Here is a 17,110-nt window from a genome sequence, read left to right as displayed (position 1 = left end):
GGCGGCAGGCGGCAAGCCGCGCTGAGGGAGCGTCAGGTGGGTGGAACATGTAGGTATGGTGCGTTGTGTGAGCGGACTCGGTCGGTTGTTCCCGTCCCGCCGACCTGTCCACGGGCGGCGGGATCCCATGCTCTGGACGCCCGCGGTCCTGACCGCCGTGATCGCCCTCCTGGCGATCTTCACGCCCCCCGAGGTCCCCTTCACCCGCCTCCTGCCCGCCGCGCCCGCCCTGGCCGCGTCGCTGTGGTCCGTGGCGGCCACCCTCGGGCTCGGCGTGATCTGCGCGCTGGGTGTCATCGCGTACTCGATGTTCGCCGACCACGACTCGACCCTCTACACCGCCGGTGCCATCGGCGCGGTCACGCTGGCCGCCGCCTACGCCAGCCATCTGCGCCTCCAGCGGGAGGACACGCTCGCCGAGGTCAGGGCCGTCGCCGACACCACCCAGCGGGTCCTGCTGCGGCCCGTGCCCGCCCGCATCGGGTGCGTGAGGATCGAGACGCTGTACGTGGCCGCCGCCCCCCAGGCCCGGGTCGGCGGCGACTTCTACGCGGTCGCCGACACCGCCCACGGGCTCCGGCTGATCATCGGCGACGTACGCGGCAAGGGGCTGGACGCGGTCGGGGTGGCCTCGGCCGTGCTGGGCTCGTTCCGGGAGGCGGCGTACGACGCGCCGGACCTCGGGGTGCTCGCGCGGCGCCTGGACACCACCGTCGGCCGTTACGAGGCGGCCGGCCCGGGCCCCGACGCCTCCGAGCTGTTCGCCACCGCCGTCCTCGCCGAGATCCCCACGCACGGCTCGCACGCCCGGATCCTGAGCTGCGGGCACCCGCCGGTCCTCCTGACGCACGACGGCCGCATCCGCTCCCTCACCCCGCGCACGTCGTCCCCGCCCATCAACCTCGCGACGCTGCTGGGCGGGGCGTACCACGCGGAGGAGGTGCCGTTCGTGCCCGGCGACCAACTCCTCCTCTACACCGACGGCGTCACCGAGACGCGGGACGGCGACGGCGCGTTCTTCCCGCTCGCCGCGTGGGCGGGGGAGCGGACGTCCGTACCGCCGCGGCCCCTGCTCGACCAGCTGCACCGGGCGCTCCTCCAGCACAGCGCGGGGGGACTGGACGACGACATCGCGGTCCTGGCCGTACGCAGGACCCCACCGGAAGCGGCGGGCGCGGCGCCCAAGGGGTGAGGGCGGGGGCCCGGGCGTGACATCGCCCCTCGCGCGCTGGCTTAGGGTGTCGGGAGCCGGACGAGGGGACGTACCACCATGCCTGCCAGCGGAGCTGTGACCCGCAGCACCTTGCGGCAGCAGATCGCGGACGCGCTGCGTGACGAAGTGCTCGCCGGGCGTCTGCTGCCGGGCCAGGAATTCACGGTCAAGCACATCGCCGACCAGTACGGGGTCTCCGCGACGCCCGTGCGCGAGGCGCTCGTCGACCTCTCCGCGCAGGGTCTGCTCGACTCCGACCAGCATCGCGGCTTCCACGTCCACGAGTTCACCGTCGAGGACTTCCGGGGCATGGTCGAGGCGCGCTCGCTGGTCGTGGACGGGGTGGTCCGCAGGCTCGACGGCGCGGGCCTCGCGGCCAGGGCGCACGGCGAGTCGCTGGTGTCGGTACGGCGCAGGGCCGAGGAGGCCGCGCGGGCGGCGCGCGCCGGGGACCTGGACATTCTCATCGGGTACGACCTGCGCTTCTGGCGGGAGTTGGGCGCGCTGATCGCCAACCGGTACGTGTGCGAGTTCCTGCACCGGATGCGGGTGCAGGCGTGGGTGTTCTCCGTCCCGTTCCTGCGGGCGGACGCCGAGGGCGAGAAGTGGCTGTGGAGCGGGCACGAACCGCTGGTCGACGCGATCACCCTGGGGGACGCCGGGGCGGTCCGGGCGGTGATCGGGGAGTACGACGAGCACGCCCGCAAGTGGGCGGACCGACTGGAAAGTACACACAGGTGAGCGCGGACAAGGCGGGGGAGCCGGGCGGGGCCGGGGAGTCGGGCGCCGGTACGGATACGGATACGCGTACGGATACGGATACGCGTACGGGGGCGGGTGTGGCCGAGGAGTCGCGGGTCGCGGACGCCGCGGCCGGCCGGCCGCGCAACACCGACGTCACCCTCTCTGTCGTCGTCCCCGCCTACAACGAGGAGGCGCGCCTGCGCCCCACCCTCGACGCCATCCGCGCCCACCTCGCCGCCGACCCGGGCCGCTGGGGCGTGTGGGAGCTGATCGTGGTGGACGACGGCTCGTCGGACGGGACGGTCGCGATCGCCGAGGCCGCCGCCGCCGAGGAACCGCGCGTCCGGCTGGTCCGCAGCCCCGGCAACCACGGCAAGGGCCACGCGCTGCGCCTCGGCGTCCTCGCCTCGTACGGCCGGCGTGTCCTGCTCACCGACGCGGACCTCGCGACCCCGATCGAGGAGCTGGACCAGCTCGACAAGCGGCTCGGCGAGCAGGCCGCGGACGACGGCCTCGGCGCCGCGATCGGCTCCCGCGCCCACCCCGACGCCCGGATCGAGGTGCGCCAGTGGGCGCTGCGGGAGTGGCTGGGGCGGCTCGGCAACCGGCTCATACAGGCCGTCGCGGTCGACGGCATAGAGGACACCCAGTGCGGCTTCAAGCTGTTCGACGGCGACCAGGCGCGCGCCGCGTTCGGCGCGTCGCGGCTGGACGGGTGGGGCATCGACGTCGAGATACTGCGGTACTTCCGGCGCGCGGGCTGGCCGGTGACGGAGGTCCCGGTGCGCTGGGCGCACCAACCGGGCTCCAAGGTGCGGCCGTTGGACTACGTCCGGGTGCTGCTGGAGCTGGTACGGCTCAAGGCGGGCCGGTCGCGTTCGGCCCGCTGGGCCCGCTGGGCCTCCGGTTCCCGGCCGTCCGGCTCGGAGGCGCCGAACCCGGGGACGTCCGGCCCGGGGACGTCCGGCCTGCGGCCGGTGGACCTGACGGTGACGGTCCTCTTCGTCCTCGCCGCGCTCTTCCTCTACAAGGGCCTCTGGAGCGACCTCGACCACTCCTACCTCGCCGACTCCGGGTCGGACCAGAACCAGTGGGAGTGGTTCTTCGCGGTCACCGCCGACAACGTCCGGCACCTCCACAACCCGCTGTTCACGACCTTCCAGAACTTCCCCGACGGCGTGAACCTCATGGCGAACACCGTCATGCTCGGCCTCTCCGTCCCCCTCACGCCCGTCACGCTCCTCTTCGGGCCGACCGTGACCTGGGCGTTCGTCCTGACCTTCGGGCTGGCGGCGACGGCGACGGCCTGGTACTGGCTGTTCGCCCGCCGGCTGACGCGTAACCGCTGGGCGGCCGCGCTCGGCGCGGCGCTGGCCGCGTTCGCGCCGCCGATGATGTCCCACGCGAACGCGCACCCCAACTTTCTCGTGCTGTTCATGATTCCGGTGATCATCGACCGGGCGCTGCGACTGTGCGACGCGGCGGCAGCGGCGGGGGCGGCCCCCGGCGAGGCGGGTCCCGGTGACGCGGTGGCGGCGGGCGCCGCCCCGAAGCGGGTGGCCCGGGACGGTGTGCTGCTCGGCCTCTTCGTGACGTACCAGATCTTCCTCGGCGAGGAACCCCTCCTGCTCGCCGTCATGGGCATGCTGCTCTTCGCGCTCGCGTACGCCTTCCAGCGCCGCGACGTGGCGAAGGCGTCGGTCCGCCCCCTGCTGCGGGGGCTCGGGTACGCGCTCCAGGTGTGCCTGCCGCTGCTCGCGTTCCCGCTGTACTGGCAGTTCTTCGGCCCGCAGAGCTACCACAGCGTCCTGCACGGCGACAACGCCGGCAACAGCCCGCTGTCCTTCCTCCACTTCTCCGGACGCGCGCTCTTCGGTACGGAGGCGGCGGCGGACCCGCTCGCCATGAACCGTACCGAGCAGAACGCCTTCTACGGCTGGCCGTTGATCGCCCTGTCCGGGGGTCTGGTGGTGTGGCTGTGGCGGCTGGCGGCAGTGCGGGCCCTGGCGTTCACGGCGGCGGCCGCCGCGCTGCTCTCGCTGGGGCCGAGGGTACGGATCCCCTTCACGGACGTGGTGCTGCCCGGCCCCTGGCGGGTCCTCGCGCACCAGCCGCTCTTCGAGTCGGTCATCGAGTCGAGGGTGGCGATGATCTGCGCCCCGGCGCTGGGCGCGCTGGTGGCGCTGGCGGCGGACCGGCTGGGGGACGAGGGGGTCCTTCCCCGGCGTTCCGACCGGCTCGTCGGCCTCGCGGCGCTGGCGACGGCGCTGATCCCGATCATCCCGACGCCGATGCCGGTACGGGAGCGGCCCGACGTCCCGGCGTTCATCGCGGACGGCACGTACCGGTCGTACGTCTCGCCGGGCGAGTCCGTCGTGCCCGTACCGCTGCCGGATCCCGGTGACGCGGAGGCCCTGCACTGGCAGTCGGCGTCCGGGCTCGGGTTCTCCGTGCCCGGCGGGTACTTCAACGGGCCCTGGGGCCCGGACCGGAGAGGCATCTACGGGGCGTCCCCGCGCTTCACCTCGAACTGGCTGCGTGAGGTCCGTAACACCGGCCAGGTGCCGCCCATCGGGCCGGGGCAGCAGGCGCAGGCGCGCTTCGACCTCGCGTTCTGGAAGGCCGGGGTGGTGGTGCTCGCGCCGCAGCCGAACGACGCGGCGCTGTACGAGACGGTGGAGAAGCTGCTCGGCGAACCGGGGAAGCGGGTCGACGGCGCCTGGATCTGGGACCTGCCGCCGACGGGGGCGGGGGCGCGCGCGGCGGGGGCCGCGGGGTGACGCATAGTGAGAAGGCAAGGGCATAGTGAGGGGGAAAGGCCGGTCGACCGGCACCCTTCGCGGAACGTGCCCGCCGCACTACGCTGTCCCGACCATCGTGACCATCGCGCGCACGCGTACGAACTCGTTGGAGAGCGAGCCTCCCTTGGCCTGTGACCTGTGGTTGGTCCCCCTCGTCGATGTGCTGTGCCACAGCCCCGACAACCCCTTCGCCGAAGAGATCGCCGTCTACGACAAGGCGCTCGGCGACGCCGGGCTCCCGTCCGTCCCCGTCTTCGCCTACATGCCGGGCCTCTCGGGGGACGTCGCCCCCGTCGCCGGATTCGACTACGACGCGCTGCACTTCCTGCGGCGCGTGTACCTGCTCCAGGTGTGCGGCCTGGCGGTCACGCCGGTCGGCGAACTGGGCGGTGACTACGAACAGTTGCTGGAGATGTTCGAGTCGACGGCCCAGCAGTCGCACCTGGTCTGGCACTACGACCACGCGGGCGCGTACGTCCCGGTGGACTTCGCCGTACCTCTGTCGAACGAGGAACTCCTCGCGGGCGGTGGCCCGCTGGGCTCCACGCACGGTCTGCTGCGGGAGCTCGAATTCGTCGCCGCGTCGATCGGTATCGACCCGGCCAACCCGCCGGCGCCCCCGACCCCGCCGGACCGGCCGACCTCCCTGGAGGAGCCGGCGAACCCGATCCCGTACGACGACAGTCCGTTCGCCCGGGAACGCCACGTGTGGCTGGGCCTGCACGCGGCGGCCACGAGGAGCCTGGCGCAAGGCTCGATGATCGTCTTCAGCTGACGACGGGGGTGCCGGGGCGGGAGGTCACGCCCCCGCCCCGCGCCCGCGTCGTACCTCCGCCCCGCGCCCCGTCCCCCACCCCCTGCCTAGCGGGGCGACTCCGGGGGGCGCTGGCGCGGCATGTTGGGGCGGGTGCCCGGGGGCAGCGGGAAGCGCCCCGGCCCCGGCCCCGCGTCCTGCCGTCCCCCGCCGCTCGCGAGGGACTGCATGACCAGCGGGGCGGGTCCCGACCGGAACTCCACCATCCAGTCCGCGGTCTCCGACCGAACTAACTCCGTCACGTCCTCGGAGAAGCGCCGCAACACGTTCAGGCACCGCTCCGCCGCCTCGCTCGCGGTGCCCTCGGCGGGGCCCAGCACCTCCCGTACGCTCTCCGACGCCCAGTCGAACTGGAACGTCTGGAGCCGGCGCTGTACGGCCTGGGCCGTCGCGACCGACCGCATCCACCCGGACGTGAGGCCGAAGTACCGGTCGCACCCCACGCAGGCCGCGCCCAGCAGCAGCGAGACGTACCCCCAGCCGGCGGCTCCGGGCAGCGCCCGGGTGAGGTCGAGCAGCGGCAGGGCCGTACCCGCGACGACGCCGAAAGCCGTGGAGGCCCGCAGGACGCACGCGGCGCGCCGCTTGCGTACCCGGTCGGCGAGGTACCAGGCGACCGTGCGCAGTGCCCCGCTCTCGGCCCACCGGTACAGCTCGTCCAGCCGCTCGGCCGGCTCGCCCCAGTCCCCCAGCGGGAAGGGGCCGCCGGTCAGGTCGCCGACGGGCGGGCAGGCGGGGCGGCCGGATCGGGTGGAGCGGCCGGACGCGGGATCGGCGGCGTCCGGGGGTCCGGGCCGGCCCGACGCGTCCGGGTGGTCCGAGGGGTCCGGGTGGTGAGGGGACGGGTCGGCCGGATTGGCCGGATTGGACGGGTGGGACGGGTTGGGCGGGTTGGCCGGGTACGAGTGGTCCGAGGGGTCCTCCTCCCGGGCGGGGCCTCCGGGCTGCATCTCCGGCTGGCTCACCGGGGCACTCCTCTGCGATCTGCTGTGACGGATCTGCGGGCACGCTGTGTTGCGTGACGCTTCGTGGCTGTGACTACACGTCGTGACTATGTGTGACGTCGTGACGACGGATGTGGACGCGCATGCACTTCCTACCGCCGAATGGTGGGCCGGAGGGTCGAAATCCAGGGGTTTCCGCCCGCACGGGCGTGTTGATCAGGTAGAGGAGCCCGTGGCACTCACTCGAAAGAGTTGGTCCCCTCGGGGTAGGGCGCGCCGCTCGGGGACCACGTAGGCTCGGCTTACGGACAGAACGTCGTCGAAATGCCAGGAGTGACCGTGATTCCCGGTGGTGGTCAGCCGAACATGCAGCAGCTCCTCCAGCAGGCCCAGAAGATGCAGCAGGAGCTCGCACAGGCACAGGAAGAGCTCGCGGCGACCGAGGTCGACGGGCAGGCGGGCGGTGGCCTCGTGAAGGCCACGGTCAACGGCTCCGGTGAGCTGCGCGCCCTTGTCATCGACCCGAAGGCCGTGGACCCGGACGACACGGAGACGCTCGCGGATCTTGTCGTCGCCGCGGTCCACGCCGCGAACGAGAACGCGCACCAGCTCCAGCAGCAGAAGCTGGGCCCGCTGGCGCAGGGCTTGGGAGGCATGCCGGGGATGCCCTTCTAGCCCGCCCTTCCGGCCCGCCCTTCTCCGGGCAAGGGCGTACCAACTACGGTACGTAGAAGCAGGACACCCGGCGCGGCACCCCGCACAACCCCGGCACCAGGAAAGGCAATCCGTTGTACGAAGGCGTGGTTCAGGGCCTCATCGACGAACTGGGCAGGCTGCCCGGCGTCGGCCCCAAGAGTGCGCAACGGATCGCCTTCCACATCCTCCAGGCCGAGCAGACCGACGTCCGCCGCCTCGCCCACGCCCTCCTCGAGGTCAAGGACAAGGTCAGGTTCTGCGCGGTGTGCGGCAATGTCGCGCAGGAGGAGTTGTGCGGGATCTGCCGTGACGTCCGCCGGGACGTGACGGTGATCTGTGTGGTGGAGGAGCCCAAGGACGTCGTCGCGGTGGAGCGTACGCGCGAGTTCCGCGGGAAGTACCACGTCCTCGGCGGGGCGATCAGCCCGATCGAGGGGGTCGGCCCGGACGACCTGCGGATCCGCGAGCTGCTCACGCGCCTCGCCGACGGCACGGTCACGGAGCTGATCCTGGCGACGGACCCGAATCTGGAAGGCGAGGCGACGGCGACGTACCTCGCCCGCATGATCAAACCGATGGGCCTGCGGGTCACACGCCTGGCCAGCGGTCTCCCCGTGGGGGGCGACCTCGAATATGCCGACGAGGTCACGCTCGGGCGTGCCTTCGAGGGGAGACGACTTCTCGATGTCTGACGCAACGCTGCACGCGGCTCATCAGGATCCGGACGACTTCGCGGTCCAGATCGCCGACCAGATCGAGAGCTTCATCGTCGCGGTCACGGAGGTCGCCAAGGGCGACGAGCCGGACAGCGCCGTACCGTTCCTGCTGCTGGAGTTCTCCCAGCTCATGCTGGCGGGCGGCCGGCTCGGCGCGCACGAGGACATCCTCCCCGACGAGCGGTACGAGCCGGACCTCGGCCCGGAGCCGGACACGGACGACCTGCGCGAGCGGTTCGCCCTGCTCCTGGAGCCGATCGACGTCTACTCGGAGGTCTTCGACCCGTACGAGCCCCGCAAGGCGCCGGTCGCCGCGCGGATCTCGGACGACATCGCGGGGGTGGTGGCGGACCTGCGCCACGGCCTGGCGCACTACCGCGCGGGCCGGACGACCGAGGCGATGTGGTGGTGGCAGTTCTCGTACTTCTCGAACTGGGGCTCCACCGCCTCCGCCACCCTCCGCGCCCTCCACTCCCTGGTCGCCCACGTCCGCCTGGACCAGCCCCTCCCGGCCCTCGACGGCCTGGACACGGACCAGGACCTCAGCGAGGACGCGGAAGACGCCCTGGCGGAAGAGGCGGGCCGAGTAATGGCCGAAGAAATCGCCGGCCCCCTGGGCCTCCCGGCCCGGACCGCCCGGCCGTGAGTGCCGACAACGCGCGCCCGCAGGCCCGCGTCGGCTGAGGGACCGTCAACTGGTCTGTTCGGTACGGGGCTTGAGTGTCTGGGTGGGGTGTGTGGTGGTGGGGTTTCGGCCAGGTTGTCAGGGGAGTTGAACCTCGGGGTCGTTGTCGCCGTATGTCTGGTGGGGGCGTGCGAGGTGACTTGGGCGCTCCTGGCGCACTGGTTCGGTACGTGCGGCCGTACGGCTCTCAGCTGTGCGGTCGCGGCACTCGGCCCCGACACGGAATGGACTCGATCGTGACTGCTCCCTCGGCATTTCCGACCGGCACCTCCCGCTCGACCTGGCACGTACGTCTCACCGCATTCGCCATGGGTGCCTTCGCGGCCGGGGCCCTCGTCCTCACCGGCGGCATCTCCGGGAACACCGCGAACGCGATGAACGCGGCGCCTGCCTCGGGGGCCGTCAACTCCCCGGCTCCCGCGGCCATTACGTGCCCCTCCACCTCCTGCCAGCGCCTCGCCTCCGGTCTCGGCGAGCCCGTCACCTCGGTGCTCGACGGCGCGGGCAACGCGTACATCACGTACGTCAACGGCGACCTCCGCAAGGTCGCCCTCGCCTCCGGTGCCACGACCACCGTCGCCAAGGGCCTCGGCAATCTGCGCGGCGTGGACCTGGACGGCGCCGGCAGCGCGTACGTCGGTGACTTCGACGGGAACCTGCGGAAGGTGGATCTCGCCACCGGTTCGCAGGAGTTGCTGGCCAGTGGGCTGGGGCCGCTGCACGGCATCGTCCACGGCGCGGGTGTCACCTACGCGACCGGTGGGGCGGGCAAGTTGTACGAGGTACGGCCCGGGCGGGCCGTACGCGTGGTCGCCTCCGGCCTCGGGCTCTCCCAGGGCATCGCGCTCGACGGCAAGGGCCTCGCCTACACCGCCGACATGATGACCGGGCGGATCCTTCAGACCGACCTCACGACGGGCGCGGTCAAGAGCCTGGCCAAGGAGCAGTACGAGCCGACGTCCATCTCCGTCGGGAGCGACGGGCAGGTCTACTTCGCGGTGGGCTCGGAGGTGACCCGGCTGAATCCGGTCACGGGCCAGGCCGTCGAGATCGCCACGCTGCGCGGTCTCAACTCCGTCTTCTTCAAGGTCGACAGGAACGGCGACGCCTACGCGACGGACGTGGCCAGCGGCGGGGGTTCGCTCTGGAGGATCGCGGGGTTGGTCCGCTAGTTTGTTCGGGCGTTGAACGAACGGCGTCCGGGTGCCGTATATGAATGTAGGTAGCAGTCAGTACGACACACCGCACCGCCCGCGCCCACCCGGTCGCCGGGCGGTGCGCCCCGGACGGAATGGACCCGATCGCTCGTGCCCGGACATGTGACCGCCTCGACCACAGCGCCCGCCTGTACGACCCTGTCGACCGCCGCCGTCCCCACGACGCGTCGTACGGAACACGCCAGGCGCGTACGGAACACCGCCCGCGCCCTGGGCGCCCGCACCGCCCGCGGGCTGGCCGCGGCCGGGGGCGTGCTGGCCCGGGCGGCCTCCAGGGGCGCCGCCGAAGCCCCCGTACCCGCCCTCTCCGCCACCGCCAACCGACCCCGCACGGGCACGACCCCGTCCCGGCACGACGCCGGGACGGGGTGCGAGCCGTGCCGGACGGCGGTCAGCCGAGCTTGGCCAACTGCGCGTCGATGAGGTCCTTCGGCTGCTTGCTCTCGCCGCCGAGGTTGATCGCGACGAAGGCCGCCACCAGGCCGTCCTTGCGCACGGCCACCAGCGGGGACGTGGTGGGCTCGCCCTCCACGTCCGTCGTCACGGTGTAGGCGACGGCCTCGTCGCCCGCCGTGTAGGTCGCCGGGGCGACCTTCGTGACCTTGGTCTTCTCGCCGCCGACGGTGTACGTGAAGCCGCCCGCGCACGCCTTGCCCGCCGCGCGCAGCGCTTCGAGCGCCTCCGGGGCGCCCTGGCCCTCGTACGAGCTGAGGGTCTCGGCGGTGATCGTCATGCTGGTCAGGGCGGCGAGCGCGTCCTCCGGCGGGGCGTCCGCGGCCGGCTTCTGCGGCACGCTCGAGATCCGGAGCGGCGTGGACGCGCCGGGCTTGCCCGTCGGCCGGAGGCCCAGGACGTCGATCAGCGGGGTGCAGGCGTTGTTGTCGGTGGTGATGCCCGCCCCGGCGGCGACGTCCGCCGCGGAAGCTTTGGCGATCTTGTAGTTCTTCACGTCCCCCTCGGCCAGCGCCAGCTTCTCCAGCTCGGCCTGCGGCAGGGCGGTGGCGCCGGCCGCGTCGGCCGCCGGCTTCGCCGCGGCGCTCGCCTTGGTCTTGTCGCCGGACTTGCCGCTGTTCTTGTCGGAGTCCGCGGAGCTGTCGTCGGAGCCGCCGCACGCGCCGACCAGCAGGGCGAGCGAGAGCGCGGACGCGGCGACGGCGGTACGGCGGACGAGGGAGCTGCCCGGGGTGGTGGTGCGGGCGGCGGTGGTGCTGCGCATGGAGCGGGTCCTCTGGGTCTCGGTGAACAACGTTCCCCCCGCGCGAAGTTCACTGCTCAGCGACACGCGGATTCTGTTGATCGACCGAAAGTACGTTCTTTGCCGTCCCATGATCAAGAAATAAGGCTCGCGTGATCAAGAAATAGGGCTCGCGCGCGGGATCGTGACGCTCGCGCAATCCCAGAGCCGTCGGATCGAGACGTGCCGCCGTACAACCTTCCTGCCCACCCTCTTGCCTGAACACGGACAAGCGCGCGCCGAGGCCGGCCGTGTGACGTGGGTTACGTTCCGCGTGGGCGCCGCGATCGCGGGCATACATCCTCACCGAGCGGACTCGGTGATCATCCAGTGAGCGGGACATCTCACGATGTGATATAGCCATGGCGTCCTACGGCCGCTCGTTAGACTGAGCCGACAGTCGACAGTTGTGATGGATTGCTGGATTGAGCGAGGAGCGCACGTGGGCCTTGTCGTGCAGAAGTACGGAGGCTCCTCCGTAGCCGATGCCGAGGGCATCAAGCGGGTCGCCAAGCGAATCGTCGATGCCAAGAAGAACGGCCACCAGGTCGTCGTCGTGGTCTCGGCGATGGGCGACACGACGGACGAGCTGATCGATCTCGCCGAGCAGGTATCGCCGATCCCCGCCGGGCGCGAGTTCGACATGCTGCTGACCGCGGGAGAGCGGATCTCCATGGCGCTGCTGGCCATGGCGATCAAGAACCTGGGCCACGAGGCCCAGTCGTTCACGGGCAGCCAGGCCGGCGTCATCACCGACTCCGTCCACAACAAGGCGCGCATCATCGATGTCACGCCGGGCCGGATCCGTACCGCGCTGGACGAGGGCAACATCGCCATCGTCGCCGGGTTCCAGGGGGTGTCCCAGGACAAGAAGGACATCACCACGCTGGGCCGGGGCGGCTCGGACACCACCGCCGTCGCCCTCGCGGCCGCGCTGAACGCCGAGGTCTGCGAGATCTACACCGATGTCGACGGCGTCTTCACCGCCGACCCGCGGGTCGTGACGAAGGCCCGGAAGATCGAGTGGATCTCGTTCGAGGACATGCTGGAGCTGGCGAGTTCCGGCTCGAAGGTGCTGCTGCACCGCTGCGTCGAGTACGCACGCCGCTACAACATCCCGATCCACGTCCGCTCCTCCTTCTCGGGGCTGCCGGGCACGTGGGTCAGTCACGAACCGCTCAGTCGCGAACCGCTCAGTCACGAACCGCAAGGGGACCGCAAGGTGGAGCAGGCCATCATCTCCGGTGTCGCCCACGACACCTCCGAGGCGAAGATCACGGTCGTCGGCGTCCCCGACAAGCCCGGCGAGGCCGCGACGATCTTCCGCGCCATCGCGGACAACGAGATCAACATCGACATGATCGTGCAGAACGTGTCCGCCGCGGCGACCGGTCTGACCGACATCTCGTTCACGCTCCCCAAGTCCGAGGGCCGCAAGGCGATCGACGCGCTGGAGAAGACGAAGTCGAAGATCGGCTTCGACTCGCTGCGGTACGACGACCAGATCGCCAAGATCTCGCTGGTCGGCGCCGGGATGAAGACCAACCCGGGAGTGACGGCGGGCTTCTTCGAGGCGCTGTCGGACGCGGGCGTGAACATCGAGCTGATCTCGACCAGTGAGATCCGCATCTCGGTCGTCACCCGCGCGGACGAGGTCACGGAGGCGGTACGGGCCGTGCACAGCGCCTTCGGCCTCGACAGCGACTCGGACGAGGCCGTGGTCTATGGGGGCACCGGACGATGAACGGCAAGCCGACGCTCGCGGTCGTGGGTGCGACCGGTGCCGTCGGCGCCGTCATGCTCCAGATCCTGTCGCAGCACGCGGACGTCTGGGGCGACATCCGGCTCGTCGCCTCGCCCCGTACGAGCGGCCGCAAGCTGTCCGTACGGGGTCAGGAGACCGAGGTCGTCGCGCTCACCGAGCAGGCGTTCGACGGCGTGGACGTCGCGGTGTTCCTCGTACCGGACGAGGTGTCCACCCAGTGGGCACCCGTCGCCGTCGCCAAGGGCGCGGTCGTGGTGGACAACTCGGCCGCCTTCCGGATGGAACCGGATGTCCCGCTGGTGGTCCCCGAGCTCAACTCCCACGCCGTACGGTCCCGTCCGCGCGGCATCGTCGCGAGCCCCGGCTGCGCCACACTGTCGATGGTGGTCGCGGTGGGAGCGCTCCACGCCGAGTTCGGGGTGCGCGAACTGGTCGTCTCCTCGTACCTCGCCGTCAGCGCCGCCGGCCAGGACGGCGTCACCGCGCTCCGCGACCAGCTCTCGCTCGTCGCCGGTACGGACCTGGGTACGCACCCGGGCGACGTACGCCGCGCGGTGGGCGACAGCACCGGCCCCTTCGCCGCTCCGCTGGCGCTCAACGTGGTGCCGTGGGCCGGTTCGCTCCAGGACGGCGGCTGGTCGTCGGAGGAGACGGCGATCCGCGACGAGACCCGCAAGATCCTGGACCTGCCCGGCCTGCGGATCGCGGCGACCTGCGTCAACGTGCCTGTGATCACTGCCCATTCGGCGGCCGTGCACGCGCGGTTCGAGCAGGAGATCACGGTCGACCGCGCGCACGAGATCCTGGCGACCGCGCCGGGTGTGGTGCTGTTCGACAACCCGGGCGCCGGCGACTTCCCCACGCCCTCGGACGTGGTGGGCACGGACCCGACGTGGGTGGGGCGCGTACGGCGGTCGCTGGACGACCCCAGGGCGCTGGAGCTGTTCGTCTGCGGCGACAACCTCCGTAAGGGGGCGGCGCTCAACGTGGCGCAGATCGCCGAGGCCGTGGCGGTCGAGCTCTCGAAGGCCTGAGGCCGCAGCTGTACTGCCATACCGCCCCCGTTGTCCTCGCGTACCCCTTGTGTGCTCCTTCCGTATGCCTTGCTCACCTTCCTTGGCTGAACTTGCCCTGTTCTGGGGGTAGTCGAGAGAAAACCGGAAGCCCTGGATCCTTAAGTGTTTGTAGGATCTGTGAACGCCCTGTGATCAAGACGATGGTCTGTACCACTTGAACTGGTATGTCGTTGTGTCCGACGATGCGTATCAGTCTTTCTGTGAGTTTCCTTCGGGAGTTCCGCAACCGCTCGCTCGCCGGGAGGCGTCTATGCGGTCGCGCCTGTGGGGGTGCGGGGTGCCGCAGGCAAATGGGGCATTGGGGGAGATCAGGTACGCATGACGGTATTTGGTGCAACGTCAAATGGGTGGGCCTACGCGTACAACCCTGACGGGGGGGAGCGTGTCCAACAGGCGTGGCAGAGGTTCTCGACATCACAGCGATCGTCCCGGTGCGTGGCGCGGCAGTGCGCCCCGCCCGGCGCCCGCGTGCGCCCGGCGGTATGCCGGTGATCGCCCGCATGCCCGCCGCGCGTTCGACCCGCATTCCGGCCCAGCGCGACGGCAGTGACGACACGGCGGCGGCGGGTACGACCGTCGACCACCTCACCGAGACCTACCGGGCGCACTACCGTTCGCTGCTCGGCCTCGCGGCCCTGCTCCTGGACGACACCGCCTCCTGCGAGGACGTCGTGCAGGAAGCTTTCATCCGGGTGCACTCCGCCCGCAACCGGGTACGGGAGCCGGAGAAGACCCTGGCGTATCTGCGCCAGACGGTCGTGAACCTCTCCCGTTCCGCGCTGCGTCGGCGGATCCTGGGTCTCAAGCTCCTCTCGAAGCCGATGCCCGACATGGCGAGCGCGGAGGAGGGGGCGTACGACCAGCTGGAGCGGGACGCGCTGATCAAGGCCATGCGCGGGCTCCAGCGGCGGCAGCGCGAGGTCCTGGTGCTGCGGTACTTCGCGGACATGACGGAGGCGCAGGTCGCCGAGACGCTCGGGATATCGCTGGGCTCGGTGAAGGCGTACGGCTCGCGGGGTATCAAGGCGCTGCGCGTCGTGATGGAGGCGCAGGCATGAAAGGGCGCGGCTTCGGCCGTACGAACGGCCGGGGAGACGGCCGTGAGAACGCGCGGCACGAAGAACCGGACCGGTGGGACCCCGACAGGGACCGCCGGCCGGGCGACACGCAGGGCGCGCCGATGAACGACCTGACTGGAAACGGAATTGTGAACAACGGGCCGGAGAACGAGCTGAGTGGCCTGCGCAAGGCGCTCGGTGGCGACAACGGGGCCGAATCGGGCACCGGCAAGGGCGACGACGACGGCTCGGGGCGCGAGGACTTCGGCTTCGGGGACGACGAACTGGCGCTGCGCCGCCTGTTCCACACCGCGGTGGAGGACCTGGAGCCGTCGGACGGCGCGCTCGACCACCTCCGCAAGGCGGTTCCGACCCGGCGGGCCAGGAAGCGCCAGGCGATGGTCGGCGTGGCGGCCGCCGCGCTGCTGTGCGGTACGGCGATCCCGGCGTTCGTCCATGTCGCCAACTCCAGCAGCACGACGGACAGCCGGTCCGTCAACGCCGGTCACGGCGAGCGCGAGCAGCACGGCGCGGACGGCGGGAAGACGTCGGGCGGCATCCACAAGGACACCGACCACCTGCCGGGCGAGGCCTCCTCGGACCCGGACGCGTCCGGGAAGCCCGACAAGCCGAAGGACCCCTCACCGGGCTCCGTCAACGGCGGTACGGGGGGTACGGCGCCGCCGCACGACACCTCCACCGCCTCCTCGCCGGTGTGCGACCCGAACCAGCTCAACGTGGTGACCGCCAGGACAGGCGCCCCGACCGCGGACGGCACGGTCTACGGCACCTTCCGCGTCGCCAACGTCTCGGGATCCGAGTGCGCGGTCGCCGGCAAGGGAACGGTCAACTTCACGGCGGCGGGCGCCGCCGACCGCGACAAGATCGCGGTGGTGCAGCACACGGCGGGCGACCAGGCGAGCGGCCTGCCGGACCCGTCGCTGGAGGCGCCGGCGATGGTCCTCCCGCCGAACGGCGCGTACGAGGTGCAGTTCGCCTGGGTGCCGGCGGACACCTGTCCGACGGTCGACCCCTCCCCGGACCCCTCGCCGACGGACAACGTGTCGTCGGGCACCACCACAGGCAGCACCGGCGGCTCCAACCCGGGCTCCAGCGCCACGTCCGGCACGGACGCGACGAGCACCGACACGCAGCTCGTCGAGGACGGCGGTGGTACGGAGGACGGCAGCGTCACCGTGTCCCACACGGCCGAACCGGGCTCACCGGTCGCCGAGGCGACGATCCCCAACGCCTGCGCGGGCACGATCTACCGGACGGGCGTCCTGCCACCGACGGCGTAGAGGTCGGGGCCGGGGCCGGGCGAGGCCCGGCCCGTCCGGCCCGCTGACCCAATGAACCTGCCGGACCCGCCGAGCTCCCTCAGGCGGCGGTGTCCAGCCCGAGGTCCAGCCCCAGCGCCCGGTCCTTCGCGGTCTCCACCTCACGGCGGAACAACCGGAACCACATGAACACCACGAACCCGGCGAACACGAACCACTCACCCGTGTACCCGAGGTTCTGGAACGCCTTGAGGTCGAGCCCGGTGTTCTGCGCCGCGGTGGCCGGTACGGGCAGCAGCCCCGGCGACGCCTGGCTGACGGTGACCCACGCGTCGTACACCGCGTACGGCACGACGTTGATGAGCGACGCCGCGCTGATCATCCCGAGCTGCCCCTGCGGCAGCCCGCCGCCCGTGTGCACACCGGTGGAACCGGACGTCTCCGACGCCTGGAGCGCACCCGTCACGGTGACCTCGCCGGCCGGCGGCGCGGGCACCTTCTCGCCGTCGGCCACCCAGCCCCGTACGACGGGCAGCGCCTTGCCGCCGTCCGTACGGAGCAGGGTCAGGACGTACGAACCGTCCTTCCCGTCCAACTCCCGGTCCGGCACGACGAACTGATCGCCGTAGCGGCCCGTCGCCGTCGCGTGCCGACCTGAGGTCTCCTGATCGACCGGCAGCAGCTTTGCCAGCGGCGCGGTGGCCTCCGTGGCGGGGTCGGGCCGTCTGTCGGCCGCGTTCTGGGTGGCGACACGGTCCTCGAAGCGCCCGAGCTGCCAGGTGCCCATGAAGATGCAGACGGGGATCGCCAGCACGACGAACAGATTGATCCCCCACCAGTGGGGAGTCACCAGGAAGCGATACACCC

The 17,110-nt window shown here is 71.4% G+C and carries 16 protein-coding genes; 12 read left to right on the top strand and 4 right to left on the bottom strand.

The genetic code is table 11. The features are described from left to right. The first annotated feature begins 127 nt into the window (after positions 1–127). The 4 genes from HA039_RS15425 to HA039_RS15410 all read left to right on the top strand — a co-directional run bounded on the left by HA039_RS15425 (position 128) and on the right by HA039_RS15410 (position 5,533). Complete coding sequence (locus tag HA039_RS15425) at positions 128–1,192, top strand: PP2C family protein-serine/threonine phosphatase (protein ID WP_167036865.1); 1,065 nt, start codon at positions 128–130, stop codon at positions 1,190–1,192. A 78-nt stretch (positions 1,193–1,270) separates the two neighbouring features. Continuing rightward, complete coding sequence (locus HA039_RS15420; protein ID WP_167029564.1) at positions 1,271–1,954, top strand: GntR family transcriptional regulator; 684 nt, start codon at positions 1,271–1,273, stop codon at positions 1,952–1,954. 98 nt (positions 1,955–2,052) lie between these two features. Beyond that, positions 2,053–4,737 carry a dolichyl-phosphate beta-glucosyltransferase gene (locus HA039_RS15415; RefSeq protein ID WP_167036862.1) on the top strand — a complete coding sequence of 895 codons (2,685 nt, stop codon included), beginning with the start codon at positions 2,053–2,055 and terminating at the stop codon, positions 4,735–4,737. 145 nt (positions 4,738–4,882) lie between these two features. Further along, positions 4,883–5,533, top strand: a complete 651-nt coding sequence (locus HA039_RS15410) for a hypothetical protein (protein WP_167036859.1) — start codon at positions 4,883–4,885, stop codon at positions 5,531–5,533. An 86-nt stretch (positions 5,534–5,619) separates the two neighbouring features. Here the strand turns inward: HA039_RS15410 and HA039_RS15405 are convergent, their stop codons facing one another. Further along, positions 5,620–6,537, bottom strand: coding sequence for an SLATT domain-containing protein (locus tag HA039_RS15405; RefSeq protein WP_243869458.1), 918 nt, complete (start codon positions 6,535–6,537; stop codon positions 5,620–5,622). Positions 6,538–6,855: 318 nt separating this feature from the next. Here HA039_RS15405 and HA039_RS15400 point away from each other — a divergent pair, with 318 nt between their 5' ends. The 4 genes from HA039_RS15400 to HA039_RS15385 all read left to right on the top strand — a co-directional run bounded on the left by HA039_RS15400 (position 6,856) and on the right by HA039_RS15385 (position 9,785). Continuing rightward, the gene (locus HA039_RS15400; protein ID WP_167036853.1) at positions 6,856–7,191 is read left to right on the top strand and encodes a YbaB/EbfC family nucleoid-associated protein; all 336 of its coding nucleotides are present in this window, start codon (positions 6,856–6,858) and stop codon (positions 7,189–7,191) included. A 113-nt stretch (positions 7,192–7,304) separates the two neighbouring features. Beyond that, entirely contained in the window at positions 7,305–7,904 is a 600-nt protein-coding gene (recR, locus tag HA039_RS15395; protein WP_161311300.1) for a recombination mediator RecR, read from the top strand. Next, the gene (locus HA039_RS15390) at positions 7,897–8,574 is read left to right on the top strand and encodes a DUF5063 domain-containing protein (RefSeq protein WP_167029561.1); all 678 of its coding nucleotides are present in this window, start codon (positions 7,897–7,899) and stop codon (positions 8,572–8,574) included. Before recR ends, HA039_RS15390 begins: the two co-directional genes overlap by 8 nt. Positions 8,575–8,849: 275 nt before the next feature. Further along, a complete protein-coding gene (locus HA039_RS15385; protein WP_243869456.1) occupies positions 8,850–9,785 on the top strand; it encodes an NHL repeat-containing protein in 936 nt (311 codons plus the stop codon). A gap of 436 nt (positions 9,786–10,221) precedes the next feature. Here HA039_RS15385 and HA039_RS15380 read toward each other — a convergent pair whose 3' ends face one another. After that, positions 10,222–11,046 (bottom strand): hypothetical protein, encoded by an 825-nt coding sequence (locus HA039_RS15380; RefSeq protein ID WP_167029558.1) that lies wholly within the window; start codon positions 11,044–11,046, stop codon positions 10,222–10,224. 49 nt (positions 11,047–11,095) lie between these two features. Further along, a complete protein-coding gene (locus tag HA039_RS15375) occupies positions 11,096–11,407 on the bottom strand; it encodes a hypothetical protein (RefSeq protein ID WP_167029555.1) in 312 nt (103 codons plus the stop codon). A 99-nt stretch (positions 11,408–11,506) separates the two neighbouring features. On the opposite strand from HA039_RS15375, the gene HA039_RS15370 reads away from it, so the two are divergent. The 4 genes from HA039_RS15370 to HA039_RS15355 all read left to right on the top strand — a co-directional run bounded on the left by HA039_RS15370 (position 11,507) and on the right by HA039_RS15355 (position 16,264). After that, a complete protein-coding gene (locus HA039_RS15370) occupies positions 11,507–12,808 on the top strand; it encodes an aspartate kinase (RefSeq protein ID WP_167029551.1) in 1,302 nt (433 codons plus the stop codon). Continuing rightward, positions 12,805–13,863: an aspartate-semialdehyde dehydrogenase gene (locus tag HA039_RS15365; RefSeq protein ID WP_167029548.1), complete on the top strand. Its 1,059-nt coding sequence runs from the start codon at positions 12,805–12,807 to the stop codon at positions 13,861–13,863. The genes HA039_RS15370 and HA039_RS15365 overlap by 4 nt, the downstream gene beginning before the upstream one ends. Positions 13,864–14,387: 524 nt before the next feature. Continuing rightward, positions 14,388–14,963, top strand: coding sequence for a SigE family RNA polymerase sigma factor (locus HA039_RS15360; RefSeq protein ID WP_167036847.1), 576 nt, complete (start codon positions 14,388–14,390; stop codon positions 14,961–14,963). Next, positions 14,960–16,264, top strand: a complete 1,305-nt coding sequence (locus HA039_RS15355; RefSeq protein ID WP_167029545.1) for a hypothetical protein — start codon at positions 14,960–14,962, stop codon at positions 16,262–16,264. The genes HA039_RS15360 and HA039_RS15355 overlap by 4 nt, the downstream gene beginning before the upstream one ends. Before the next feature lie 79 nt (positions 16,265–16,343). On the opposite strand, the gene HA039_RS15350 is transcribed toward HA039_RS15355, so the two are convergent. Further along, the gene (locus HA039_RS15350) at positions 16,344–17,108 is read right to left on the bottom strand and encodes an SURF1 family protein (RefSeq protein ID WP_167029542.1); all 765 of its coding nucleotides are present in this window, start codon (positions 17,106–17,108) and stop codon (positions 16,344–16,346) included. Positions 17,109–17,110 lie beyond the last annotated feature (2 nt).

Source organism: Streptomyces liangshanensis (genome assembly GCF_011694815.1).
Taxonomy (GTDB): domain Bacteria; phylum Actinomycetota; class Actinomycetes; order Streptomycetales; family Streptomycetaceae; genus Streptomyces; species Streptomyces liangshanensis.
The sequence above is the reverse complement of the archived record's forward strand: the minus strand, read 5'-3'. Positions and strand labels throughout refer to the sequence as shown.